17 protein-coding genes, 1 tRNA gene and 1 pseudogene are annotated in these 19,065 nt (G+C 44.4%); 11 read left to right on the forward strand and 8 right to left on the reverse strand.

The window, feature by feature from the left end:
• Positions 1-88 precede the first annotated feature (88 nt).
• Complete coding sequence (locus HUG15_RS08475; RefSeq protein ID WP_200128226.1) at positions 89-1,990, forward strand: PrkA family serine protein kinase; 1,902 nt, start codon at positions 89-91, stop codon at positions 1,988-1,990.
• A gap of 47 nt (positions 1,991-2,037) precedes the next feature.
• On the opposite strand, the gene HUG15_RS08480 is transcribed toward HUG15_RS08475, so the two are convergent.
• The gene (locus HUG15_RS08480) at positions 2,038-2,961 is read right to left on the reverse strand and encodes a hypothetical protein (RefSeq protein WP_200128227.1); all 924 of its coding nucleotides are present in this window, start codon (positions 2,959-2,961) and stop codon (positions 2,038-2,040) included.
• A gap of 1,331 nt (positions 2,962-4,292) precedes the next feature.
• On the opposite strand from HUG15_RS08480, the gene lepB reads away from it, so the two are divergent.
• Positions 4,293-4,832 (forward strand): signal peptidase I, encoded by a 540-nt coding sequence (gene lepB, locus HUG15_RS08490; protein ID WP_246516559.1) that lies wholly within the window; start codon positions 4,293-4,295, stop codon positions 4,830-4,832.
• Positions 4,833-4,992: 160 nt separating this feature from the next.
• Positions 4,993-6,165 carry a sporulation protein YhbH gene (gene yhbH / locus HUG15_RS08495; protein ID WP_200128230.1) on the forward strand — a complete coding sequence of 391 codons (1,173 nt, stop codon included), beginning with the start codon at positions 4,993-4,995 and terminating at the stop codon, positions 6,163-6,165.
• A gap of 37 nt (positions 6,166-6,202) precedes the next feature.
• On the opposite strand, the gene HUG15_RS08500 is transcribed toward yhbH, so the two are convergent.
• Positions 6,203-6,943, reverse strand: coding sequence for a hypothetical protein (locus HUG15_RS08500; protein WP_200128231.1), 741 nt, complete (start codon positions 6,941-6,943; stop codon positions 6,203-6,205).
• A 51-nt stretch (positions 6,944-6,994) separates the two neighbouring features.
• On the opposite strand from HUG15_RS08500, the gene HUG15_RS08505 reads away from it, so the two are divergent.
• On the forward strand, positions 6,995-7,141 hold the full coding sequence (locus HUG15_RS08505; RefSeq protein WP_200128232.1) for a hypothetical protein: 147 nt from the start codon (positions 6,995-6,997) through the stop codon (positions 7,139-7,141).
• Between the two features lie 189 nt (positions 7,142-7,330).
• On the opposite strand, the gene HUG15_RS23495 is transcribed toward HUG15_RS08505, so the two are convergent.
• Positions 7,331-7,681, reverse strand: a complete 351-nt coding sequence (locus tag HUG15_RS23495) for a CsbD family protein (protein ID WP_343073153.1) — start codon at positions 7,679-7,681, stop codon at positions 7,331-7,333.
• Between the two features lie 873 nt (positions 7,682-8,554).
• On the opposite strand from HUG15_RS23495, the gene HUG15_RS08515 reads away from it, so the two are divergent.
• The 3 genes and pseudogenes from HUG15_RS08515 to HUG15_RS23625 form a co-directional block, all read left to right on the forward strand.
• Positions 8,555-9,061, forward strand: coding sequence for a recombinase family protein (locus HUG15_RS08515; protein ID WP_211202363.1), 507 nt, complete (start codon positions 8,555-8,557; stop codon positions 9,059-9,061).
• A 93-nt stretch (positions 9,062-9,154) separates the two neighbouring features.
• Entirely contained in the window at positions 9,155-9,952 is a 798-nt protein-coding gene (locus HUG15_RS08520; protein WP_200128235.1) for a VLRF1 family aeRF1-type release factor, read from the forward strand.
• Between the two features lie 287 nt (positions 9,953-10,239).
• Positions 10,240-10,386 (forward strand): annotated as a pseudogene (locus tag HUG15_RS23625) (hypothetical protein); the annotation flags it as partial.
• Between the two features lie 194 nt (positions 10,387-10,580).
• Here the strand turns inward: HUG15_RS23625 and HUG15_RS08530 are convergent.
• Positions 10,581-10,657, reverse strand: a tRNA-Pro gene (locus HUG15_RS08530).
• Positions 10,658-10,724: 67 nt separating this feature from the next.
• On the reverse strand, positions 10,725-11,258 hold the full coding sequence (gene msrA, locus HUG15_RS08535) for a peptide-methionine (S)-S-oxide reductase MsrA (RefSeq protein ID WP_200128236.1): 534 nt from the start codon (positions 11,256-11,258) through the stop codon (positions 10,725-10,727).
• A 165-nt stretch (positions 11,259-11,423) separates the two neighbouring features.
• Between msrA and HUG15_RS08540 the strand changes: the two genes are divergently transcribed.
• From HUG15_RS08540 to HUG15_RS08550, 3 genes are read left to right on the forward strand one after another with little or no spacing between them, the layout of a single operon-like run.
• Positions 11,424-12,884 carry a phospholipase D family protein gene (locus HUG15_RS08540; RefSeq protein WP_200128237.1) on the forward strand — a complete coding sequence of 487 codons (1,461 nt, stop codon included), beginning with the start codon at positions 11,424-11,426 and terminating at the stop codon, positions 12,882-12,884.
• 21 nt (positions 12,885-12,905) lie between these two features.
• Positions 12,906-14,651: a phospho-sugar mutase gene (locus tag HUG15_RS08545; RefSeq protein WP_200128238.1), complete on the forward strand. Its 1,746-nt coding sequence runs from the start codon at positions 12,906-12,908 to the stop codon at positions 14,649-14,651.
• 22 nt (positions 14,652-14,673) lie between these two features.
• A complete protein-coding gene (locus HUG15_RS08550) occupies positions 14,674-15,513 on the forward strand; it encodes an arylamine N-acetyltransferase (RefSeq protein ID WP_211202364.1) in 840 nt (279 codons plus the stop codon).
• Between the two features lie 428 nt (positions 15,514-15,941).
• On the opposite strand, the gene HUG15_RS08555 is transcribed toward HUG15_RS08550, so the two are convergent.
• The gene (locus HUG15_RS08555) at positions 15,942-16,214 is read right to left on the reverse strand and encodes an acylphosphatase (protein ID WP_200128240.1); all 273 of its coding nucleotides are present in this window, start codon (positions 16,212-16,214) and stop codon (positions 15,942-15,944) included.
• 66 nt (positions 16,215-16,280) lie between these two features.
• On the reverse strand, positions 16,281-16,475 hold the full coding sequence (locus HUG15_RS08560; RefSeq protein WP_200128241.1) for a hypothetical protein: 195 nt from the start codon (positions 16,473-16,475) through the stop codon (positions 16,281-16,283).
• A gap of 129 nt (positions 16,476-16,604) precedes the next feature.
• Between HUG15_RS08560 and HUG15_RS08565 the strand changes: the two genes are divergently transcribed.
• Complete coding sequence (locus HUG15_RS08565; RefSeq protein ID WP_200128242.1) at positions 16,605-18,002, forward strand: SpoVR family protein; 1,398 nt, start codon at positions 16,605-16,607, stop codon at positions 18,000-18,002.
• Between the two features lie 284 nt (positions 18,003-18,286).
• Here the strand turns inward: HUG15_RS08565 and HUG15_RS08570 are convergent, their stop codons facing one another.
• Complete coding sequence (locus HUG15_RS08570; RefSeq protein ID WP_200128243.1) at positions 18,287-18,838, reverse strand: LemA family protein; 552 nt, start codon at positions 18,836-18,838, stop codon at positions 18,287-18,289.
• Positions 18,839-19,065 lie beyond the last annotated feature (227 nt).

Here is a 19,065-nt window from a genome sequence, read left to right on the forward strand (position 1 = left end):
CCGGAGTTCCGTCAAAAGGACCCCCGGCTTCTTTAGCATTCACCGTCTATTAGACTCAGGGAAGATTCATTAAAAGGGAGGCCAATCGGTGGATATTTTAGAAAAAATGCAGAAGCATCGCAATGACCAAGAGAATTTAAGGTGGGAAGGCACGTTTAAAGAGTATTTGGAAATGTTGGAAGAACGGCCGGAAATTGCGCAAACAGCCCATTCGAGGGTATATAATATGATCAGAAACCAAGGGGTGGAAGAAGACGAAGAGGAAGATGTCACACGCTATCCTTTCTTCAGTAAACAACTCTTTGGACTTGAAGATTCGATTGAGAAGTTGGTGGAAGAATATTTTCATTCGGCAGCTAAACGCCTCGATGTGCGCAAACGGATTCTGTTACTTATGGGCCCGGTCAGCGGCGGAAAGTCCACGATTGTAAACTTATTAAAGCGTGGGTTGGAGGATTATTCTTACACGGACGAGGGGGCTGTGTACGCGATCAAAGGCTGTCCGATGCAAGAAGACCCGCTTCATTTAATCCCTTATCATCTTCGTGATGAATTTTATGAAGAGTATGGAATTCGAGTGGAAGGGGCGCTTTCGCCGCTTAATACGATGCGCTTGGAACAAGAGTACGGGGGACGGGTAGAAGATGTGATGGTGGAGCGGATCTTCTTTTCCGAGGACCGCAGAACCGGCATCGGAACCTTTAGCCCGTCCGACCCCAAATCTCAGGACATTGCCGACCTAACCGGCAGCATTGATTTTTCCACGATTGCCGAATATGGCTCAGAATCCGATCCGCGAGCATACCGTTTTGACGGGGAATTAAACAAAGCCAACCGCGGGCTTATGGAATTTCAGGAAATGCTTAAAAGTGATGAGAAATTTCTTTGGCATTTGCTTTCCTTATCGCAAGAAGGAAACTTCAAAGCTGGCCGTTTTGCTTTGATAAGCGCGGATGAACTGATCGTTGCCCATACGAATGAAGCGGAATATCGTTCATTTATCAATAATAAAAAGAATGAAGCCTTGCAATCGAGAATCATCGTCATGAACGTCCCCTATAATTTAAAAGTGACCGAAGAAGAACGCATTTATGATAAAATGATCGCGGAAAGCGATATGACGCACGTGCATATTGCCCCTCATGCATTGCGGACCGCGGCGATATTTTCCGTGCTTACGAGGTTGAAGGAATCGCAAAATCAAGGCATTGATCTCTTGAAAAAACTCCGCCTTTATGATGGAGAAATCGTGGAAGGATTTAAAGATCAAGACGTGAAAGATTTGAAAAATGAATATCAAGATGAAGGCATGTCGGGTATCGATCCCCGTTACGTTATTAATCGCATTTCATCGGCAATCATTCGTAAAGATGCAACGTCCATTAATGCCCTTGATGTCCTGCGGTCATTGAAAGAAGGTTTGGATCAACATGCATCGATTAGCAAAGAAGACCGGGAACGTTATAAAGATTTTATCTCCGTCGCCCGCCGGGAATATGATGAAATTGCTAAAAAAGAGGTTCAAAAAGCATTTGTCTATTCTTATGAAGAGCAAGCAAAAACACTCGTCAATAATTACTTGGATAACGTTGAAGCATACTGTAACAATCACACAATCTATGACCCGATCACCGGGGATGAATTAAACGCCGATGAAAAACTCATGCGCTCCATTGAAGAGCAAATCGGCATTTCCGAAAATGCAAAAAAAGCATTTCGTGAAGAAATACTCATCCGTATATCGGCTTATGCACGCAAAGGACACAAATTTGATTACAATTCTCATGAACGTCTCAGGGAGGCGATCCAAAAGAAATTATTTGCCGATTTAAAAGATGTTGTAAAAATAACAACGTCCGTGCAAACGCCGGATGAGGAGCAATTGAAAAAAATCAATGAAGTGATTGCGCGTCTTGTTGATGAACACGGGTACAACACCCATTCCGCGAATGATCTTCTCAAGTATGTCGGCAGTTTATTAAATCGCTAAAGTAAAAATCGAGTGGGGACTCTTTCCCCACTCGATTTTTTTCATCGTCAATGCAGTTCATACACCCCATATTGATGCGGGTAAGGTAACAGCGGATGAACCGGCAAGAAAAACGATGGGGTTGTGACAGGAGGAATAACGACTTCCTCTTCATCATAGGGGTCAAGCTGGCGAATGACGTAAGCTTCATCCTGGTCGCCTTCGATGTCGACCGGGAAGACGCTATAAATTCGTTCGCTCTCCGAAGCCTCTTCTTCCTCTTCCTCTTCATTAACAGGATCGAACCTAAAGGTATGATTTTCTACCAGGTTGGGCGGTTGCCATTCATGGTGGTCCGCATTAATGTAGAACGATTGCTTGTACCCTTGCTCCAATGTGGAGCCATTTTGGCTTTCCAACGAAGGATCGATATACAAGTGATATAAACCCCCGGTTTCATAGCCGTCTGTTGGTGGAAGCACTTGAATTTGTGTCGGAGAAGAGATGAGAATGACATTGTCTTGCCTTTCATTTTCATCGTCTACGACATAAATCAAATCATTGCTTACGTCCTCTTCCGACACATCTTCATCGAATTCCAGTGTCCATGAATAGCGTTCGTGGACATCAGTTGTCGGAAACTGTTCGTAAATTATTCCATTTCTTTCCTCATGTAATCGCACATTTTGAACATCCTCAGGAATCGCGGTTTTTGCCTGTGGGTGGGTGTCTGTATGCAAAATGCCATCTTGGTCATCCTGTGGAGGATAAGAGAGTGAATAAACAATGTTGTACCCATGGTCTCCTTCATAAGAATCGACGATAGATATTTGGTATCCTGTATTTGGATGCGGCCCCCAATCCAACGTCACTTGATCCCCCTCCCGTTCCATTTCGACTGCAGGAGGTTGATCGTAAGATACTTGGGAATGGGCAAGCTCGGGAATCGTTAATAAATGGACAAGCAAAATAGAAATGAGCAAGTGATTCATATTTTTCTTTCACCCCATTGGTGCCCTCTTTGATTAGTCGTAAACATAGATGAATGCGTTACATACCTATCCATATTCTTTACAAAAAACAGGAAAAATGCAAGCAAAAAATCAAAAAGTGTGTAATAAATCTAGGCCAGCCTGTCGGAAATAAGCGATCACACCGACGACCGGAAGAGCTTCAAACTGGGGTTAGTGATCGATTGGATTAAACGGCCACACCCTGAATTAAGGTATCAAAGGTTATCGCCAATGACTGAGTGTCTTCTTGCGAAGCATGACTCCCCGGTCACCATGAAACGGTTCTCATGGTGACCGAAAACGAAAGCTAATCGCTCGTTCGGTCGCCATGAGGCAGCCATGTCGACCGAATTCTTTCGATACAAGCCTTTTCGGTCATCATGAAGCGGCTATGACGCCCGAACTCTTTCGATTTAAGCCATTACGGTCGTCATAAAACGGTTATGGCGACCGAACACGAGAACCGACCGCTTTTTCGGTCGCCATGACGCGGTAAATTGTCCGTTAGGGAGCCCGAAGCGTTGACGCCCGAGCTCATTCCAACTGTCCCCATGACCGGGTAATTAAGCGACCTTGAACTAGTGGAACGTATCGGAAAATCCTTCGCAGGTAAGAAACACCTACGGTGGCCAAAACTATGCCACCACCACCAATAATGAATAACTAATTTAGTGCAAAAAAGTATAATTATGTCATATTTTGGTTATGCTGATCTTTTCGCAATTCTTGGCGATAAATCAAGTTTTCTAACGAGAACTGTTCCCGTCCCTCTATGAAGGGGGATAACACTCCTAGAGGTACACCAAACCCGATCTCATCCCTTAAATGGATGGACCCGCTTTGACTGATCCGATGTAGCTTTTTGATAGGGGTAAATTCGATTAGCATTTTGGTCCATGCTTGCATAGATATCTGGCTTTTATGCAAGCAAATCGGTTTTTATAAATTCATCGCATTTTCATAGGAGAGAACTTCTTAAACATGCCACTAGGTCAGAAACCGGTCTCGCTGAAAAATTAGTGCTGAACGGCTGAAATCAGTGATCACCTGTGGTTGTGGCTCTAAATAATCGAGAAAAGACAGATATTAGTCCCCACCGGGCGTAGATGAGGACAAAATAAAAGGCAAAGCGTAAAATAATATCTTCACCATACAGGTAGCGCTGGAAATTTACTTGATTAGCGCTCATGCCTTTTAATTGCTGCTTCATTGACCGGATAATTCAACCACCCTGCACTAGGCAGATTTCGTTTGTCGTGGGAATGAATGAATGGTACATTAATAAGTGGAATGAAAATGGGGGAATAGATGTGAACAAGATCGCGAAGGAATTATGGGATTGGGTTGTAACATTTGCAGTTGTCATTATCATCGTATTCATTGTTCGCACGTTTTTATTTGCAAATTATATGGTCCATGGGGAGTCTATGATGCCGACAATCGAAAGCGGAGAGCGACTGATTATTAACAAAATCGGCTATGAATTCTCTGAGCCGGACCGAAACGATCTTATCGTCTTTAACGCGACCGAAGAAAGCGATTATATAAAACGGGTGATCGGGATTCCCGGAGATGACATACGCTACGAGGATGACACATTATATATTAATGATGAAGCTGTGGAAGAGCCATTTTTAGATGATGCGTATAACGGGGAAATTACGGAAGATTTTACCCTTGAGGAAGTAACATCCGAATCGATTGTTCCGGACGATCATTTATTTGTGCTGGGAGATAATCGCAACAATAGCCAGGATAGCCGTAGCATCGGCTTTGTTCCATATGAAGATGTAGTCGGGGAAGCGAGTCTCCGGTATTGGCCGCTCGATGAATTTACATTTATTGATTAAGACCCTTAATGGGTCTTTTTTTTCTAAGGAATTAATACAATTCTAAGATTCTGCTGCATAGGATGGTAGAACACGACGTGTCCGAGATGTCGTGAAAAGGAGTGCTAACTCGGTTATAAACGTTTATAGTGACTAAAAAATCCCAAAGGAGGGGTTTAAGATGAGTAACAATCGGAAGCCATCCTTTGTCATTTCTGAAGAAAATTGGTCCCTCCACAGAAAAGGGTACCAAGATCAACGCAGGCATGAAGAAAAAGTAAAGGATGCGATTCAGAAAAACTTACAAGACCTCGTCACAGATGAAAGCATTGTAATGTCCAATGGCAGAGATATCATTCGAGTTCCCATTCGATCGTTGGATGAGTATAAAATCCGGTATAGCGATGACAAGAATAAGCATGTCGGCCAAGGGGATGGGGACAGTGAAGTCGGTGATGTTGTCGCGCGTTCTGGGAAACAAAAAGGGCAAGGCGGTCAGAAAGGATCGAAGCCAGGAGACCAGGCAGGAGAAGATTACTATGAAGCGGAAGTGTCCATCGCAGATCTTGAAGAAGCGTTGTTTCAGCATTTGGAATTGCCCAACTTACAGCGTAAAGAAGATGATAATCTAGTTGTTGAAGACATTGAATTTAATGATGTGCGTAAACAGGGGTTAATGGGGAACATTGATAAAAAAAGGACGATTCTCTCGGCGCTGAGGCGAAATGCGATAGAGGGGAAATCGACCATTAATCCCATTTATCGTGATGACTTACGCTTTAAAACATGGAATGACCGGGAAAAGCCTGAATCAAAAGCGATTATTCTTGCCATGTTGGATACGTCCGGTTCGATGGGGAAATGGGAAAAATACATGGCTCGCAGTTTCTTTTTCTGGATGACGCGTTTTCTGAGAACGAAGTATGAATCAGTGGAAATTGAATTTATCGCCCATCACACCGAGGCGAAAGTGGTCGATGAAGAACAGTTTTTTTCAAAAGGGGAGAGCGGGGGCACGATCTGTTCATCCGCTTATGAATTGGCGTTGGAACGGATCGAAAATCACTATGATCCGCAACTCTACAATATTTACCCCTTTCATTTTTCCGATGGGGATAATCTAACATCGGACAATAAGTATTGCTTGCAATTGCTTAAGAAAATTATGGAAAAGGCGAACATGTTTGGCTATGGAGAAGTGAATGCATATAGCCGCCATTCTACGTTAATGAATGTCTTTCAGTCCATTGATGACCCGAGGTTCCGTTACTATATTTTAAAAGAAAAAAAACATGTGTTTAATGCATTGCAATGGTTTTTTCGAAAGGAGCAGGAAAACGTGTTGGCACAATAATCATCAAGAAAGCACGGGCTTGTCCCCCGTGCTTTTTTCATTTCGCTCTGGCATGATCCTTACGTTCCTTTTGATCTCGATCGCGGTTTTGCATCGTTTCCTCCTGGGCGTTTGTATATGAGCGCTTGAGATCACCGGAGGTCTTGGGTTCCGTATGATCATCACGTTCGCGTTGATCGCGCTTCATGTTCTCCATCGTTGCTTGTTGGGCTTGTGTACTCGCTGTTTGACCGGAGGCTGTATCCCCTTGATCATTTGTAACATGCTGCATCTGTTCGCTTTCCGTATCAGCATCTTGCTTGATAAAATCGGAACGCTCGCCATGCCAAACCAAATCAAAAAGTGCTCGGCCATTCGTGGGTTGGCCATCAGGGAGGTAGACGGGCATCGCCTCGAACAACACATAGAAAAACAGATAAAAGAGGAAAATATCCCAAAACATATTTTCCCCGATGATGCCTTGTCCAAGCAAAGCGTTAAGGATCATGGCGGTAAAGATCATAGTAAGAATCGGGGAGGCATAGATTAAACCATGCCAAAGTTTGCTATCAGGACGAAGCTCGTCATAATCCATCCAGCTATACATAAAGAAATATTTCCGGACTTCCAGTGTAGGTCTTTGAAATAACACCGGCCCACATCCGATGGTAAGTTTTTTGTACGTGGAACCTAACAATGTAGCTATCAGATAATAACCACTTTCCCTGATGAGCATGACGATAGGTAAAATAATTAAGGCTGACATCAGTAAGCGGGGTATATCTGTGAGGCCGAACATACCCGTCCCTCCTTCCTTTTTGATATCAGCTGAAGCCGGGATGCCGCTTCCATGGCTTCGCTTTCCGCAGACGAACGCTCAAGCCTCCTCGCGCAAAACCGGCGCTGGAGTCTTGACGCGTCTGTTTTGATGTCTACGCCATCGCAGCCGTCATCGCTCCGTACGTTGCCAAACGTGCAAGGGTTTTTCTGGTTATAGGATGGATTTTCTTGCATCCAGCTTTGACAACACCAACGGAAAATGCTTATGTGCCAGTCTTTTTCCGTTATTCAGCAGTCTCAAAGTAAAAGCGGTATTGTTGTCAATGACGTCTTTATAAGTCTCTTTGTACTGCAATCGTAGACATTAAGAGGTCCATGAGGACCGTCCTCATGGACGTTAAAGCTGTTAATCTTGGTTTTTTTTTGCTTCACCGGCCGCATCTTGTGTTTTTCCTTTAATCTTATCTTTCTTCCCCTCGGCTTGCTTGCTTTTATCATCCTTGACTTTGCCGACTTGATCTTTGACTTCCCCTTTGGCCTTATTGAAGGCCCCTTTCATTTTATCGCCCATTTCTTCGTTTTCCTCCTCTCCTTTTTTCGCCTCACTCACGGCATCTTGCGTTTTTCCTTTGGCTTTGTCTTTTTTTCCATCGGCTTGCATGGTTGGGTCATTTTTAACATTGCCGACTTGATCTTTAACTTCTCCTTTTGCTCTACTCACGGCGGATTTCATTTTATCGCTTTTATGGTTACTCATAGCGTGGCTCCTTTCCTTTTTATTAGGGTAACGTCTATTACCATTTATTCTTCGAATTAAACGCTTTTTTCGCACAGCAGAGACGACTACGTGGCCATTATCCAGAAAAATCAAAGTGTGTGTTTTGTTCCCTTCGGTTCGAGCCTGTTTTTCTGTTCTTTAAATAAGGCTTCGTCCTTCGGTCCCTCTTGGTTCCATGGGAACATCCAGCGAGTTTAAGGCTTGGTAGACCGGGAAAACAGCGTTGGTTATCAAAAGGGAACACGCCATCATGGCCCATTTTCTGAGCTGTGTCAGGACGGAGACCACTGACGACCACATTCACGCCGATGTGCTCCAAGGCGAGGATCATTTTGGAAAGCTTTTCGAGACTGTCGGAAGGGATGCCCGATAGGTCAATCACGAGATGGGCACAGGTCTCCTCGGAGCTTTGTTGCAAAACACCCTGCATAATCGTTTCGTTTATACTGACCAGAAGTGGTAGAACACCGATATTTTTGGTGCCTTTCAGGATGGGGACCGATCAGTGATTCGTTGATCGTCACGCGTTCACGATGCTTCCTCTTTTGTTTGTGTTGATCGGTACGCTGAATTTTTTTATCACCTTCCTGATTCAATAAGATTGTTTCAAAATGATGGGTTTTTCATTCCGTTCCCTCCAAGAATTTTTGTTAAACTAACAAATTTGGTGAAAAACATTGTTTAAAATAGGTTTATACGTGGGAATAGCAGACCATCACCTTATTGTATCCGCTGAATATTCGTTATGAAGATGGTTCAACTATATCAGTTGAATTATTTCATTTAGAGGTGATTTCGCTTGGTTAAGCTAGCTTATACACGAGTCAAAACGACCGGGATCAGGTGCAGCAAATGGAAGCAATGGGGATCGATGATTATTACCATGAGTACGCCTCCGGGGTGAGTCAATCATACCCTGAACGTGAGCGGTTATTACAAAATATTGAAGCAGGTGATGAAATCCATGTTACAAAATTATCCAAACTCATACGAAGCACCGAAGACTTATTAGATGTGATTCTTCACCTGCGGGAAAAAGACGTTTTGTTGTATTCATTGGCAGAATCGTGGTTGGATTTCTCCGAGAACAATCCGTACAACGGCTATTTCCTAAGCATTATTGGAAAAATTAAACAATTTTCTGGCAATATTCGCCTGATGCGCCGACAAGAAGGCATGGAAGCCGCGAAACATGAAGGCAAATATCAAGGACGCAAAAAAACTTACGACAGCGATCATCCTGGCATGAATCATGCCGTTGAACTTTACCGAGAAGGCCGACATACCGTGAAGCATATCTGTGAGATCACACAAATTTCCAGAACCTCGTTGTATCGCGAACTGAAAAGAAGAAATTAAAACGGGTCTAAAGCCAACAATAGGTTCAAAATATTTTGGTCGGCCGTTAAAGTCTCAGAACAAACGTAGCAAAGAAGAAAGGAGAGAACCTCTATGGTCACCATAGCAAAAGAGCTTAAGAGGATCAGGGAGAAAGAAGATGATATTGGTGTTCTTACGATTTACTTGAACACCGACATTAGTGACCAAAGCCAAACGCGCGGGGAATGGCAAATCCGTCTTAAAAATGGCGTGAATGACCTTGAAGGCTATGCCAAAAAAAGCAACAACCAAGAGGAAGTGAAAGCCTTAAAAAACCTTGTGGAGAAAGCTCATAATTACATTTATGACAAGCAAAAGGATATGCAAAAAGGTTTCGTCCTTATGGCTTCGGCCGATGGACAGTTATGGAAAGTAAAAATTCTCCAGGCTCCTGTCGAAACATCATTTCATTGGGAAAGACAAGCAGAAACTAAGCAATTGGAGCAATTATTACATGAGTATCCGGAGACGGGCATTATCGTAGCACAGCAGAGAGACGTCACCTTCATTGAAGCAGCGCTCGGTGAAATACGTGATGAGAAGATATTCCACTGGGATTTAAAAAAAGAAGACTGGGTGGATTATCAGGATCCTTCTCCGCCTTCGGCAACGGACACAAGCCACGATAATTTCCAACGTCGCTTCGAAGAAAACAAGGATCGCTGGTATAAAAGCCTGGCTTCTTTATTAGGCAAAGAGATAAACAGAAGAAATTTAAACGGAGCGTATCTTGTTGGCAGTAAAGCAGCAACCGGCGATCTTGGTAAACATTTGGACCAAGCGCACCTGAAGGGAACGATTACGAAGAACTTGGGATCTAAGCCCAGCCATGAAATTCTCAACGAAGTGTACAACGATCAGATTCGGTGATGAGGCAAAAGGGGGGATTTTCGTAACCTTGCCCTTTATTGATCTCATAAAAGAGCGCATTCATTTGAAGGAACGTCCCTTTAATGGGGAAGGTGAACATCATGAAAAAAGCCCTTTTGGTTTACAATGAGCAAGCAGGAGCGTCCAATCGGGAAAGTCATTCCGACGATGGAGGATTATATCTAGGAAGCCAAAGGCAGTTTTGATTTCGCTCGAATGAGCAAGCATACGTTTCAGGCTGTAAAACCGGTACCACTGAATTAAAAGAGAGCCCGGAGAATGACGATAACGAGCAATTAGGCTGGTTTGTCGCTTTTGATACAGACGAAGCTGATTTGTTAGTGACGATGATGGTCGAAGACGTACAGGAACATGGGGGAAGCGGGTATGTTGTCCCGAAAGTGGGGAATATTATCGAGGAGTATGAGTCATAGGCTAGCTTAAAATGCATGTACTTGATACAGATGTCAAGCAGTGAAAAAAGGGATGGGGCACGCGGTGACTCTATCCCCTCTTTTTATACAACATTCCTTCTTATCGTGACCAATCCGTTACAATTTGACACCAGAACATAAAAAATGCGGGTCTCGAACAATTGCCGAAACCCGCATTACATAAGTATTTGTCATGGTCGGGATGACAGGATTTGAACCTGCGACCCCAAGCACCCCATGCTTGTGCTCTACCAAGCTGAGCTACATCCCGCCGTTTGCTCCATTGCTTATTATAGTATGAATCCTGCTCAGAGGGCAAGCATTTATTTCGTGCTCGCTCATTCATCCGCATGCCAATATTTATGGATAAATGCGTCTCGGCCGGATGCAGCGCGATCTTCTTTATAAGCTTCCGGCTGTTTTTTGTAAAATTTTTGATGCCATTCTTCTGCTTCATAAAAAGTTGTTGCCGGTAAAATTTCGGTAACGATCGGCGCCCCTTTAAATTTGCCGCTCTTTTCAATGGCTTCTTTTGACGTTTGTGCTTGGCAGCGCTGGTCTTCTTGATGATAAAAAATGGCCGTGCGATATTGTGGCCCGCGATCGTGAAATTGACCACCGTCATCGGTTGGGTCAATTTGTGCCCAATAAAGGTCCAATAGTTGTTGATACGGGAAACGCTGAGGGTCATATGTGATTTGCACGGCTTCAAAATGGCCGGTATGTCCGTTTTTGACATTTTCATAGGACGGGTGTGCGGCGTGACCTCCCGTGTACCCGGAGCGGACGTTTATAATCCCGGGCATCTCTTCAAAAGGTTGTACCATGCACCAAAAACATCCGCCTGCAAAAGTGGCTTTTTCGTATTTCATCGTTTTTCGGCACCTCCATATGCGTCTTTGGCCCGTAAAAAATCATAACATAAGGCATGAATGAAATCATCATACAACAATTCCGGTCTTCCGTGTTAAAATAAGGAGGTACATATTGCTTCATCGATAAAAACAGACCGTTTCCATTCTGGAAGGATGTGCGAGATGAAAGTGAATCACAGACTTGAACGGAAACCTTTAAAGCGTTATCAAGCTGCGAAGCTTATAGGCGTATTGCTCGTTGCCTATGCCGTAGCTATGTTTTATGGCATGTTCAAGCCGTTGCCGCCGAATACCTCTTATGAGGGACGATGGCATGAAGGCACCGAAGCGGAAATTTTGTTTGATATCACACACGAAGAGGATGGGGACATGCAAAAGGATCACGAGATCTTTGCACATATTGAACAGATGATTTCGGAAGCGGATGATTTCATCGTCGTTGATATGTTTTTATTTAATGATGAATACGACCCCGATATGTCATTTCCGGATCTTGCTTCTTCGTTTAGTGATCAATTAATTGAAAAAAAGAAAGCGAATCCTGATCTTCCAATCGTCGTAACGACGGATCGCATTAACAGCTTCTATGGCTCGCGCACGCCGGAGCACATTCAACGTATGGAAGATGCGGGCATTCAGGTTATTTGGACGGACGTGGTCCCTTTACGGGATTCCAATGCCATTTATTCCGGGTTGTGGCGTACATTTTTTCAATGGTTCGGCACCCCAAAGGGAGGATGGTTGCCAAGCCCGTTTGATGCTGAAGCCGAGCCTGTCACTGCACGTTCCTATTTGGATGTTTTGAATTTTAAGGCGAACCACCGCAAAGTTGTCTTCAATGAAAGGGAAGCACTCGTTACTTCGGCCAATCCCCATGATGCAAGCGCCCACCATTCTAATGCAGGTTTATCGGTGAGAGGGGAGATCGTGAACGATTTTATTGAGAGTGAACGAGCGGTTGCTGAAATGTCAGGGGCGGATACGACGGCTTTTGACAATATGCAGTATAATGGGGAACGAGGCCATTCCGCGAACGGTTTAGATGCCAAATTAATCACTGAAGGTGCGGTGAAAAGGGAGCTCTTAACGTCGATTAAAGGTGCGGGAAGTGGAGATGATATCTGGATCGGAATGTTTTATATTTCGGAACGCGATGTGATTCAAGCGTTGAAAGATGCAGCGGACCGCGGAGCAAATATCCGGTTGATTTTGGATGCCAATGATGAATCTTTCGGCCACGAGAGAATAGGCGTCCCTAACCGCCCGGTTGCGGATGAACTGCACCAATACTCCGAGCGCATCGACGTGCGTTGGTACAATACGGACGGTGAACAATATCATACAAAATTATTCTACATGACGGACGGGGATACGGCGGTGATCAATGGCGGATCAATGAATTATACGCGCAGAAACCTGAATGACCTTAACCTTGAATCGAACGTTATGCTCAAAGCTCCCGGTGATCACGCGCTCATACAAGAAGTCGAAGACTATTTTCATATGCTGTGGACCAATGACGGCAACCATTACACCGATGATTTCAGTGAGCATGGAGAAGTGGCGATATGGAAGCATTGGTTGTACCGATTGCAAGAATCAAGCGGGTTGTCATCATTTTAGAAAACGAGGGGAGAATCGATCATGTACGAAACCATAGAACGCTGGCGGCGCGGATTGCAACATGACCGGCAATTAAGTGCCGAGCTGGAAGCGATGATTCAAGGTGAAGATGAAGAGGCCTTGGAAGATTGTTTTTATCGCACCCTTACCTTCGGAACAGGAGGAATGCGCGGGGAGCTTGGTCCGGGACCGAACCGGATGAATCGTTATACGGTACGAAAAGCTGCTTTAGGTTTAGCCCGTTACCTTCACGCAACCGAGGAAGCTCCCAGTGTGGCCATTGCGTTTGATTCCCGCGCAAATTCCGATTTGTTTGCGAAAGAGGCTGCGCGTACCCTCGCGAAAGAAGGGGTTAAAGTCGATATTTTTTCTTCGTTAAGGCCTACCCCAATGTTATCGTTCGCCGTACGCGAGCGCGAGGCTTCGGCTGGCATTATGATCACAGCCAGCCATAATCCAGCCGAATACAACGGCTTAAAAGTGTACGGCAGTGACGGGGCACAGTTGACACCGGAACCTGCCGAGAAACTCATTGCGTACGTGGAGGCTATTCAAGATGAGCTGACCATTCCAATTGCAGATGAAAAAGAGATGGGAGCAGACGGCCTTATCCACACGTTGGCTCCGGAAATGGATGATCAATACATTCAGGCACTGGGTTCCGTTCTCCGGCACCCAGAGATGGGACAACAAAATGGAGGTAACATCCAAGTCGTATTCAGCCCGCTCCACGGCACGGCATTGGAACCTTTAAAGTATGCATTTGAAGCGAATGGATATACCGATGTACATATTGTACCTGAACAAGCGGAACCGGACCCCGGTTTCTCTACGGTGACAAAACCGAACCCCGAGGAGGGAGAAGCGTTTGCATTAGCAAAGGCACTGGGGAGAAAACGGCAGGCAGATTTGTTGATCGCTACGGACCCAGATGCCGATCGATTGGGAGTGGCAGTCCCCGATGAGCAAGAAGAAGGAGGGTATCGTCTGCTGACAGGGAATGAGATCGGTTTTCTGCTCCTCGATTATCTGTTGGGAGAAGATACGGAAGCGTTACCTGACAACGGAAAAGTGCTGAAAACGATCGTCACTTCCGAAAGTGGCCGGGCACTCGCCGATCATTACGGCGTAACATGCGAGGATACATTGACTGGTTTTAAATTTATCGCGGAGAAAATGAAGTGTTATGAAGATGGGCTGGAGGATGGAACATTCCTGTTTGGATATGAAGAATCATATGGATACTTGCTTGCCCCGTTTGTGCGTGATAAAGATGCCATACAGACGGCTTTGGCAGTGACCGAGATGGCCTTGTCGGAAAAGCAAAAGGGCCGTACGCTTACGGAAAAATTGGCAGGCCTTTACGAAACGTTCGGTTATTATCGGGAGGAAATTGAATCTATCACGTTGAAGGGGAAACAGGGAGAAGAACAAATAAAAGCGTTACTTGCATCCTTTCGCGCGCAACCGCCCGTATCTTTTGGAGAAGGGCAAACCGTTTCCGTCATCGAAGATTATGAACGGGGCGAGGCGACCACTGTGAAGAATGGGAATCGAACTCCCATTCATTTACCTGCTTCGAACGTGCTTAAATACAAATGTGAAGATGAATCGTGGGTATGTGTCAGACCTTCGGGAACAGAGCCGAAAATGAAATGTTATTTCGGAGTAAAAAAACCGAATCCCTCCACGGCCCAGCAAGCACTTGCGGAACTCCGGGAGGCCGTAATGGCCGATATTAATCTGCGATTATCCAACTTTAATTGAACGAAAGCGTCAGGTGATGGGAATGGAATGGGTCCATGATTATTTAAGATTAATGGGAATGCCCGAGAAACAAGCATCTACGCCTTATTTAAAGCATTTATTAAGCGCACATCGCCATGTCTTTCCTTTTGAAAACATAGGGAAGCTTTTTTTTCATGATCCAGCCTGTGTGACAGAAGATGTTGAACGTTTTTTGTGGCGTCATCGAGTGTTTCACACGGGGGGAACGTGCATCACCCTCAACCTGCAATTTTCGAAGCTATTGGAAGCCTTAGGTTTTCAGGTGTTTTTCCTTAAGCCGGGCGGGGACCATATGGCTCTGCTTGTTCTGGCTCCTGAAACCGGGGCCCCCCTTTATGTAGACGTTGGAACACCTATACCACTGCTAACCCCGTTACCGTTAAACAAGCATAAACAGACACACGTTCCTCTTTTTGCCGGTGAAAAAGTCATTTTGATGGCCGGAGAGCAAGAAGGGGAGTACACGTATATCCGTACGATTGCAGACCGAATTGTGGATCGAAAATGGGCCTTTTCTATCGATCGCCGTTACCAATTGCCGGATTTTCGAGACACGATCCGTAAATCTTATCAGCCCGAGGCCCAATATATGCAACAACTGCGCTGTGAAAAATGGTGCGCGCGGAAAAGGCGAATGTTGTCATTAAAAAATAAAGAATTGACGATTCGCATGCATAACGGAGGAAAAATAAAAAGAAGGATGAAATCGCGAGAGGATTTGTTGGAAGTTCTCGCACATACATTCTTCCTTCCTAAACTTCCGGCAGAAAAGGCGATGGACAAGCTGGAAGAAAACGGTCATTTGCTTTGGAATCAGGATCGCCATATTTCTTCTTTTTAACTTTTTTCCGGAAGAAACCTCCATCTTCATAGGTTTTTCCATGCCGAAGCCGTGTAAGCTTCGGCATCCCCTATGCAAACGTGAAAATCGTCCCTCTCAAAATGGGAAACCATCCTTTTGAGGGACGGTAGCATGATTTCTGTTTCTTTTAGCATTGGTTGAACCCGGCCAGAGGATCCGATAGGCCCTTGCACGGTCACTTGAATAATTGATGAAACCCATGAAAGTGTCTGACTGATACACGCATAAGTAGTTCCTCTCAGAGCAACGGTTCATCCTCTTGGGGGGTTACCCGATCTAAGTAGTTCCTCCCAGAGCAACGGTTCACCTTCTTGAGGAATTACCCGATCTAAGTAGTTCCTCTCGGAGCAACGGTTCACCCTCTTGAGGGATTACTTGATCTAAGTAGTTCCTCTCAGAGCAAAAGTTCATCCTCGGATGGAAAACTGCCGGTCGTGTTGAATGTCAGCATCGTCCTCAATCTCAACACGTTCCACGTGTGAAAATGCACTCCCCGTTTTAACGGTTTGGACAAATTGTTCAATCGATGTTTTTTCGCCTTCTGCCGCGATCTCGACTGTGCCATCTTTACGGTTTCTTACCCATCCGTAAAGATGGTTTTTTTCTGCTGTTTTTTGTACAAAATTACGGAACCCGACGCCTTGAACAACGCCAAAAACGATTGCGTGAATGCTTTTCATTAGGTGATTCCTCCTTTTCTGCCGGGGCAATTATTTCACTTTGGTGCCCGTTTGTTGAAATAACAATTACTGTTCACAAGATATTGACCAATTCACAGCCAATAACTCTAAATTTTCTTTTGTAATAATTCCGTTGCTTTCTATACAAGTGCTTTTGGCTTCGACAAATCCGTTGTAGCTGGAAGAGATGCCGATGGTCATCATAGTCATAGCCGTGAACATTAACCCAAGCATCCGATTTCTCATCCTTTTCGTTCTCATTGGACATGTGCCCCCTTAACCATTCACCTCACTTCACCAATACCTCGAATGGACGCTCATCAAACATGTGATGCATTCCCTGGCCTGTGCGGACATATAGATGAATGGAGAAACAGGAGGGGGATGGAAATGCCTGTAGGTGAGTTGCGTCAATTGGAAGATAAAATTGAAGCTATTACAGAAATCGCCAAAGGATTTGGCTTGGATTTTTTTCCGATGCGTTATGAGGTTTGTCCGGCGGATATCATTTATACATTCGGGGCTTATGGAATGCCGACGCGTTTTTCCCATTGGAGCTTTGGGAAACAATTTTACAAGATGAAGGTGCAGTATGATTTAGGGTTGAGCAAAATTTATGAACTTGTCATTAATTCTAATCCTTGCTATGCATTTTTATTAAATAACAACAGTTTAATCCAGAATCAATTAATCGTTGCCCATGTTTTGGCACATAGTGATTTTTTTAAAAACAATTACCGTTTTCGGCTCACGAGGCAAGATATGGTGGAAAGTATGGGTGCGACGGCTGAACGAATTGCAGCATACGAACATGAACACGGGAAACAAGAAGTCGAAACGTTTTTGGATGCGGTGCTTGCGATTCAAGAGCATGTCGATCCGAGTATGAACATTCGCAGGCGTGAAGAGGAGCAAAAAGACGAGGTAAGCGATCCGGTCTCGACGCCGTACGCGGATTTATGGGAACGGGATCGGCCTGCGAATCCGCAAGAGAAGAAGAAAAAACAAAAGTTTCCGGTAGATCCCGAGAAGGATGTCATGTGGTTTATTGAAGAGAACAGTTTGGAATTGGAAGAGTGGCAACGGGACATTATGACGATGATGCGAGAAGAAATGCTCTATTTTTGGCCGCAGATGGAAACGAAAATCATGAACGAGGGTTGGGCATCGTATTGGCATGCACGCATTATGCGTGAGATGGACTTAACCTCAGCCGAGGCCATTGAATTTTCCCAATTGAATGCGAATGTCATTATGCCTTCGAAAACGTCCATAAACCCTTATTACTTGGGGTTAAAACTATTTGAAGATATTGAGGAACGCTACAACAACCCTGATGAGGAGATGAAGGAAAGAGGGGTGACGCCCGGAGGAGGACGGGATAAGATCTTTGAGGTAAGAGAATTAGAGACGGACCAGTCATTTATTCGCAATTATTTAACGAAAGATTTCGTCGAACGGGAAGACTTGTATGTGTTTGCAAAGAAGGGCAGCAATTATGAAGTAGTCGATAAAGATTGGACGAACATCCGTGATGAATTGGTAGCTTCCCGGGTGAATGGTGGTTTCCCCCATATCACAGTAACCAACGGGGATTATTTGAAAGCCGGTGAGCTGCTTTTGACCCATAATTATGAAGGGACGGAACTGGATGTTACGTATTTGGAGAAAACGCTTCCTTACATTTACCAACTATGGGGCCGTCCCATTCATTTGGAAACCGTCATTCAAGCAAAGCCGACCGTTTTCACATATGACGGCCGGCGTGTGCAGCGAAAAACGACGTGAAGGTTTGGCAAGCAATTGGAAGGTGGAAGGTGCGAAGCGGGGATTTCCCTGCTTCTTTTTTCGTCTATACGACAAAAAAAGAACGACCTTATCGGCCGCTCAAAGATCAACATACACGCATCAAGAAGGGTACTAAAAAGTTAGCAGGGGTCTTTCAAACCCTGTCCATTGATAATATAGCATAAACCGTATTAAAGTACCATTTCGAATCTCAGAGGAATGGAAGGCTTTATCACCCGTTCCCGGTTTTTTTATGCCGTATATCATGATGAATATTCTTTTAGTTATATCGCGTGGTCGCTTGATGATAAACGGTGAACGGTTTCATCGACCATAAGCTGCGGTTTGAATTGATGGACGTTTGCCACATATTTCGTCGGAGTAACAGTGAGGCTTTTATTGTATTTTTCAACGGCATAGTTATAAGACTGGCTGGCAGTTTCCAACAATGTAAGCGTCGTATTCAAGTCTTCGCTGATCTCCACAAGTTCAGGGTCATTTAAATCTTCATCATCATCCATTTGTTCGAATAAAAACGTCATCCGATCGTTTAAAATACCGAAAGCATGCAATTGATCGCCGCGTTCATTTGCCGGGTCCTGCATATCTTCCATGACTTTTTCAAGTGATTCTGTCGTTCCGGCCGGTAATTTTCCATACTGGTCAAGGAGGGCCAAAAAGTCATTCGTGGACTGTTCCACACGTGAAAGCAAGTGCATAATCCGCTGCCATCGTGTTTCCATGCGGGTAACAAATTTTAAAAGCACCGAATAGCCGATAAACCATACGAGCAGAGTGACGACAATTAAAATGCCGAGTATAATTGCAAATCCCAAGACAAGGGATCCTCCCTTCTCTTAAAGTTGCTTGTACAAGAATGAATGTCCATAAACAAAGTATATCATATAAATTTCCTGATCTCAGTGGTTAATATTTATGATTTCCCCAAATCCTCTAGAACTAACATTATTATTGCAGGGAAACTTACAGATTTTTTCCACTAACAATCAATGGTGGACGGACGCCCTTACTTATAGTACGCTATCTGTAAGCGATTACAATC

Source organism: Salicibibacter cibarius (assembly GCF_016495725.1).
In the GTDB taxonomy this organism is placed as follows: Bacteria; Bacillota; Bacilli; order Bacillales; family Marinococcaceae; genus Salicibibacter; species Salicibibacter cibarius.

Coding starts and splice junctions, on each gene's coding strand:
- HUG15_RS08480 (WP_200128227.1), bottom strand. CDS start 2,961: ATGAATCACTTGCTCATTTCTATTTTGCTTGTCCATTTATTAACGATT.
- yhbH (WP_200128230.1), top strand. CDS start 4,993: ATGAGTAACAATCGGAAGCCATCCTTTGTCATTTCTGAAGAAAATTGG.
- HUG15_RS08500 (WP_200128231.1), bottom strand. CDS start 6,943: ATGTTCGGCCTCACAGATATACCCCGCTTACTGATGTCAGCCTTAATT.
- HUG15_RS08505 (WP_200128232.1), top strand. CDS start 6,995: ATGGCTTCGCTTTCCGCAGACGAACGCTCAAGCCTCCTCGCGCAAAAC.
- HUG15_RS23495 (WP_343073153.1), bottom strand. CDS start 7,681: ATGAGTAACCATAAAAGCGATAAAATGAAATCCGCCGTGAGTAGAGCA.
- HUG15_RS08515 (WP_211202363.1), top strand. CDS start 8,555: ATGGAAGCAATGGGGATCGATGATTATTACCATGAGTACGCCTCCGGG.
- HUG15_RS08520 (WP_200128235.1), top strand. CDS start 9,155: ATGGTCACCATAGCAAAAGAGCTTAAGAGGATCAGGGAGAAAGAAGAT.
- msrA (WP_200128236.1), bottom strand. CDS start 11,258: ATGAAATACGAAAAAGCCACTTTTGCAGGCGGATGTTTTTGGTGCATG.
- HUG15_RS08540 (WP_200128237.1), top strand. CDS start 11,424: ATGAAAGTGAATCACAGACTTGAACGGAAACCTTTAAAGCGTTATCAA.
- HUG15_RS08545 (WP_200128238.1), top strand. CDS start 12,906: ATGTACGAAACCATAGAACGCTGGCGGCGCGGATTGCAACATGACCGG.
- HUG15_RS08550 (WP_211202364.1), top strand. CDS start 14,674: ATGGAATGGGTCCATGATTATTTAAGATTAATGGGAATGCCCGAGAAA.
- HUG15_RS08555 (WP_200128240.1), bottom strand. CDS start 16,214: ATGAAAAGCATTCACGCAATCGTTTTTGGCGTTGTTCAAGGCGTCGGG.
- HUG15_RS08560 (WP_200128241.1), bottom strand. CDS start 16,475: ATGAGAACGAAAAGGATGAGAAATCGGATGCTTGGGTTAATGTTCACG.
- HUG15_RS08565 (WP_200128242.1), top strand. CDS start 16,605: ATGCCTGTAGGTGAGTTGCGTCAATTGGAAGATAAAATTGAAGCTATT.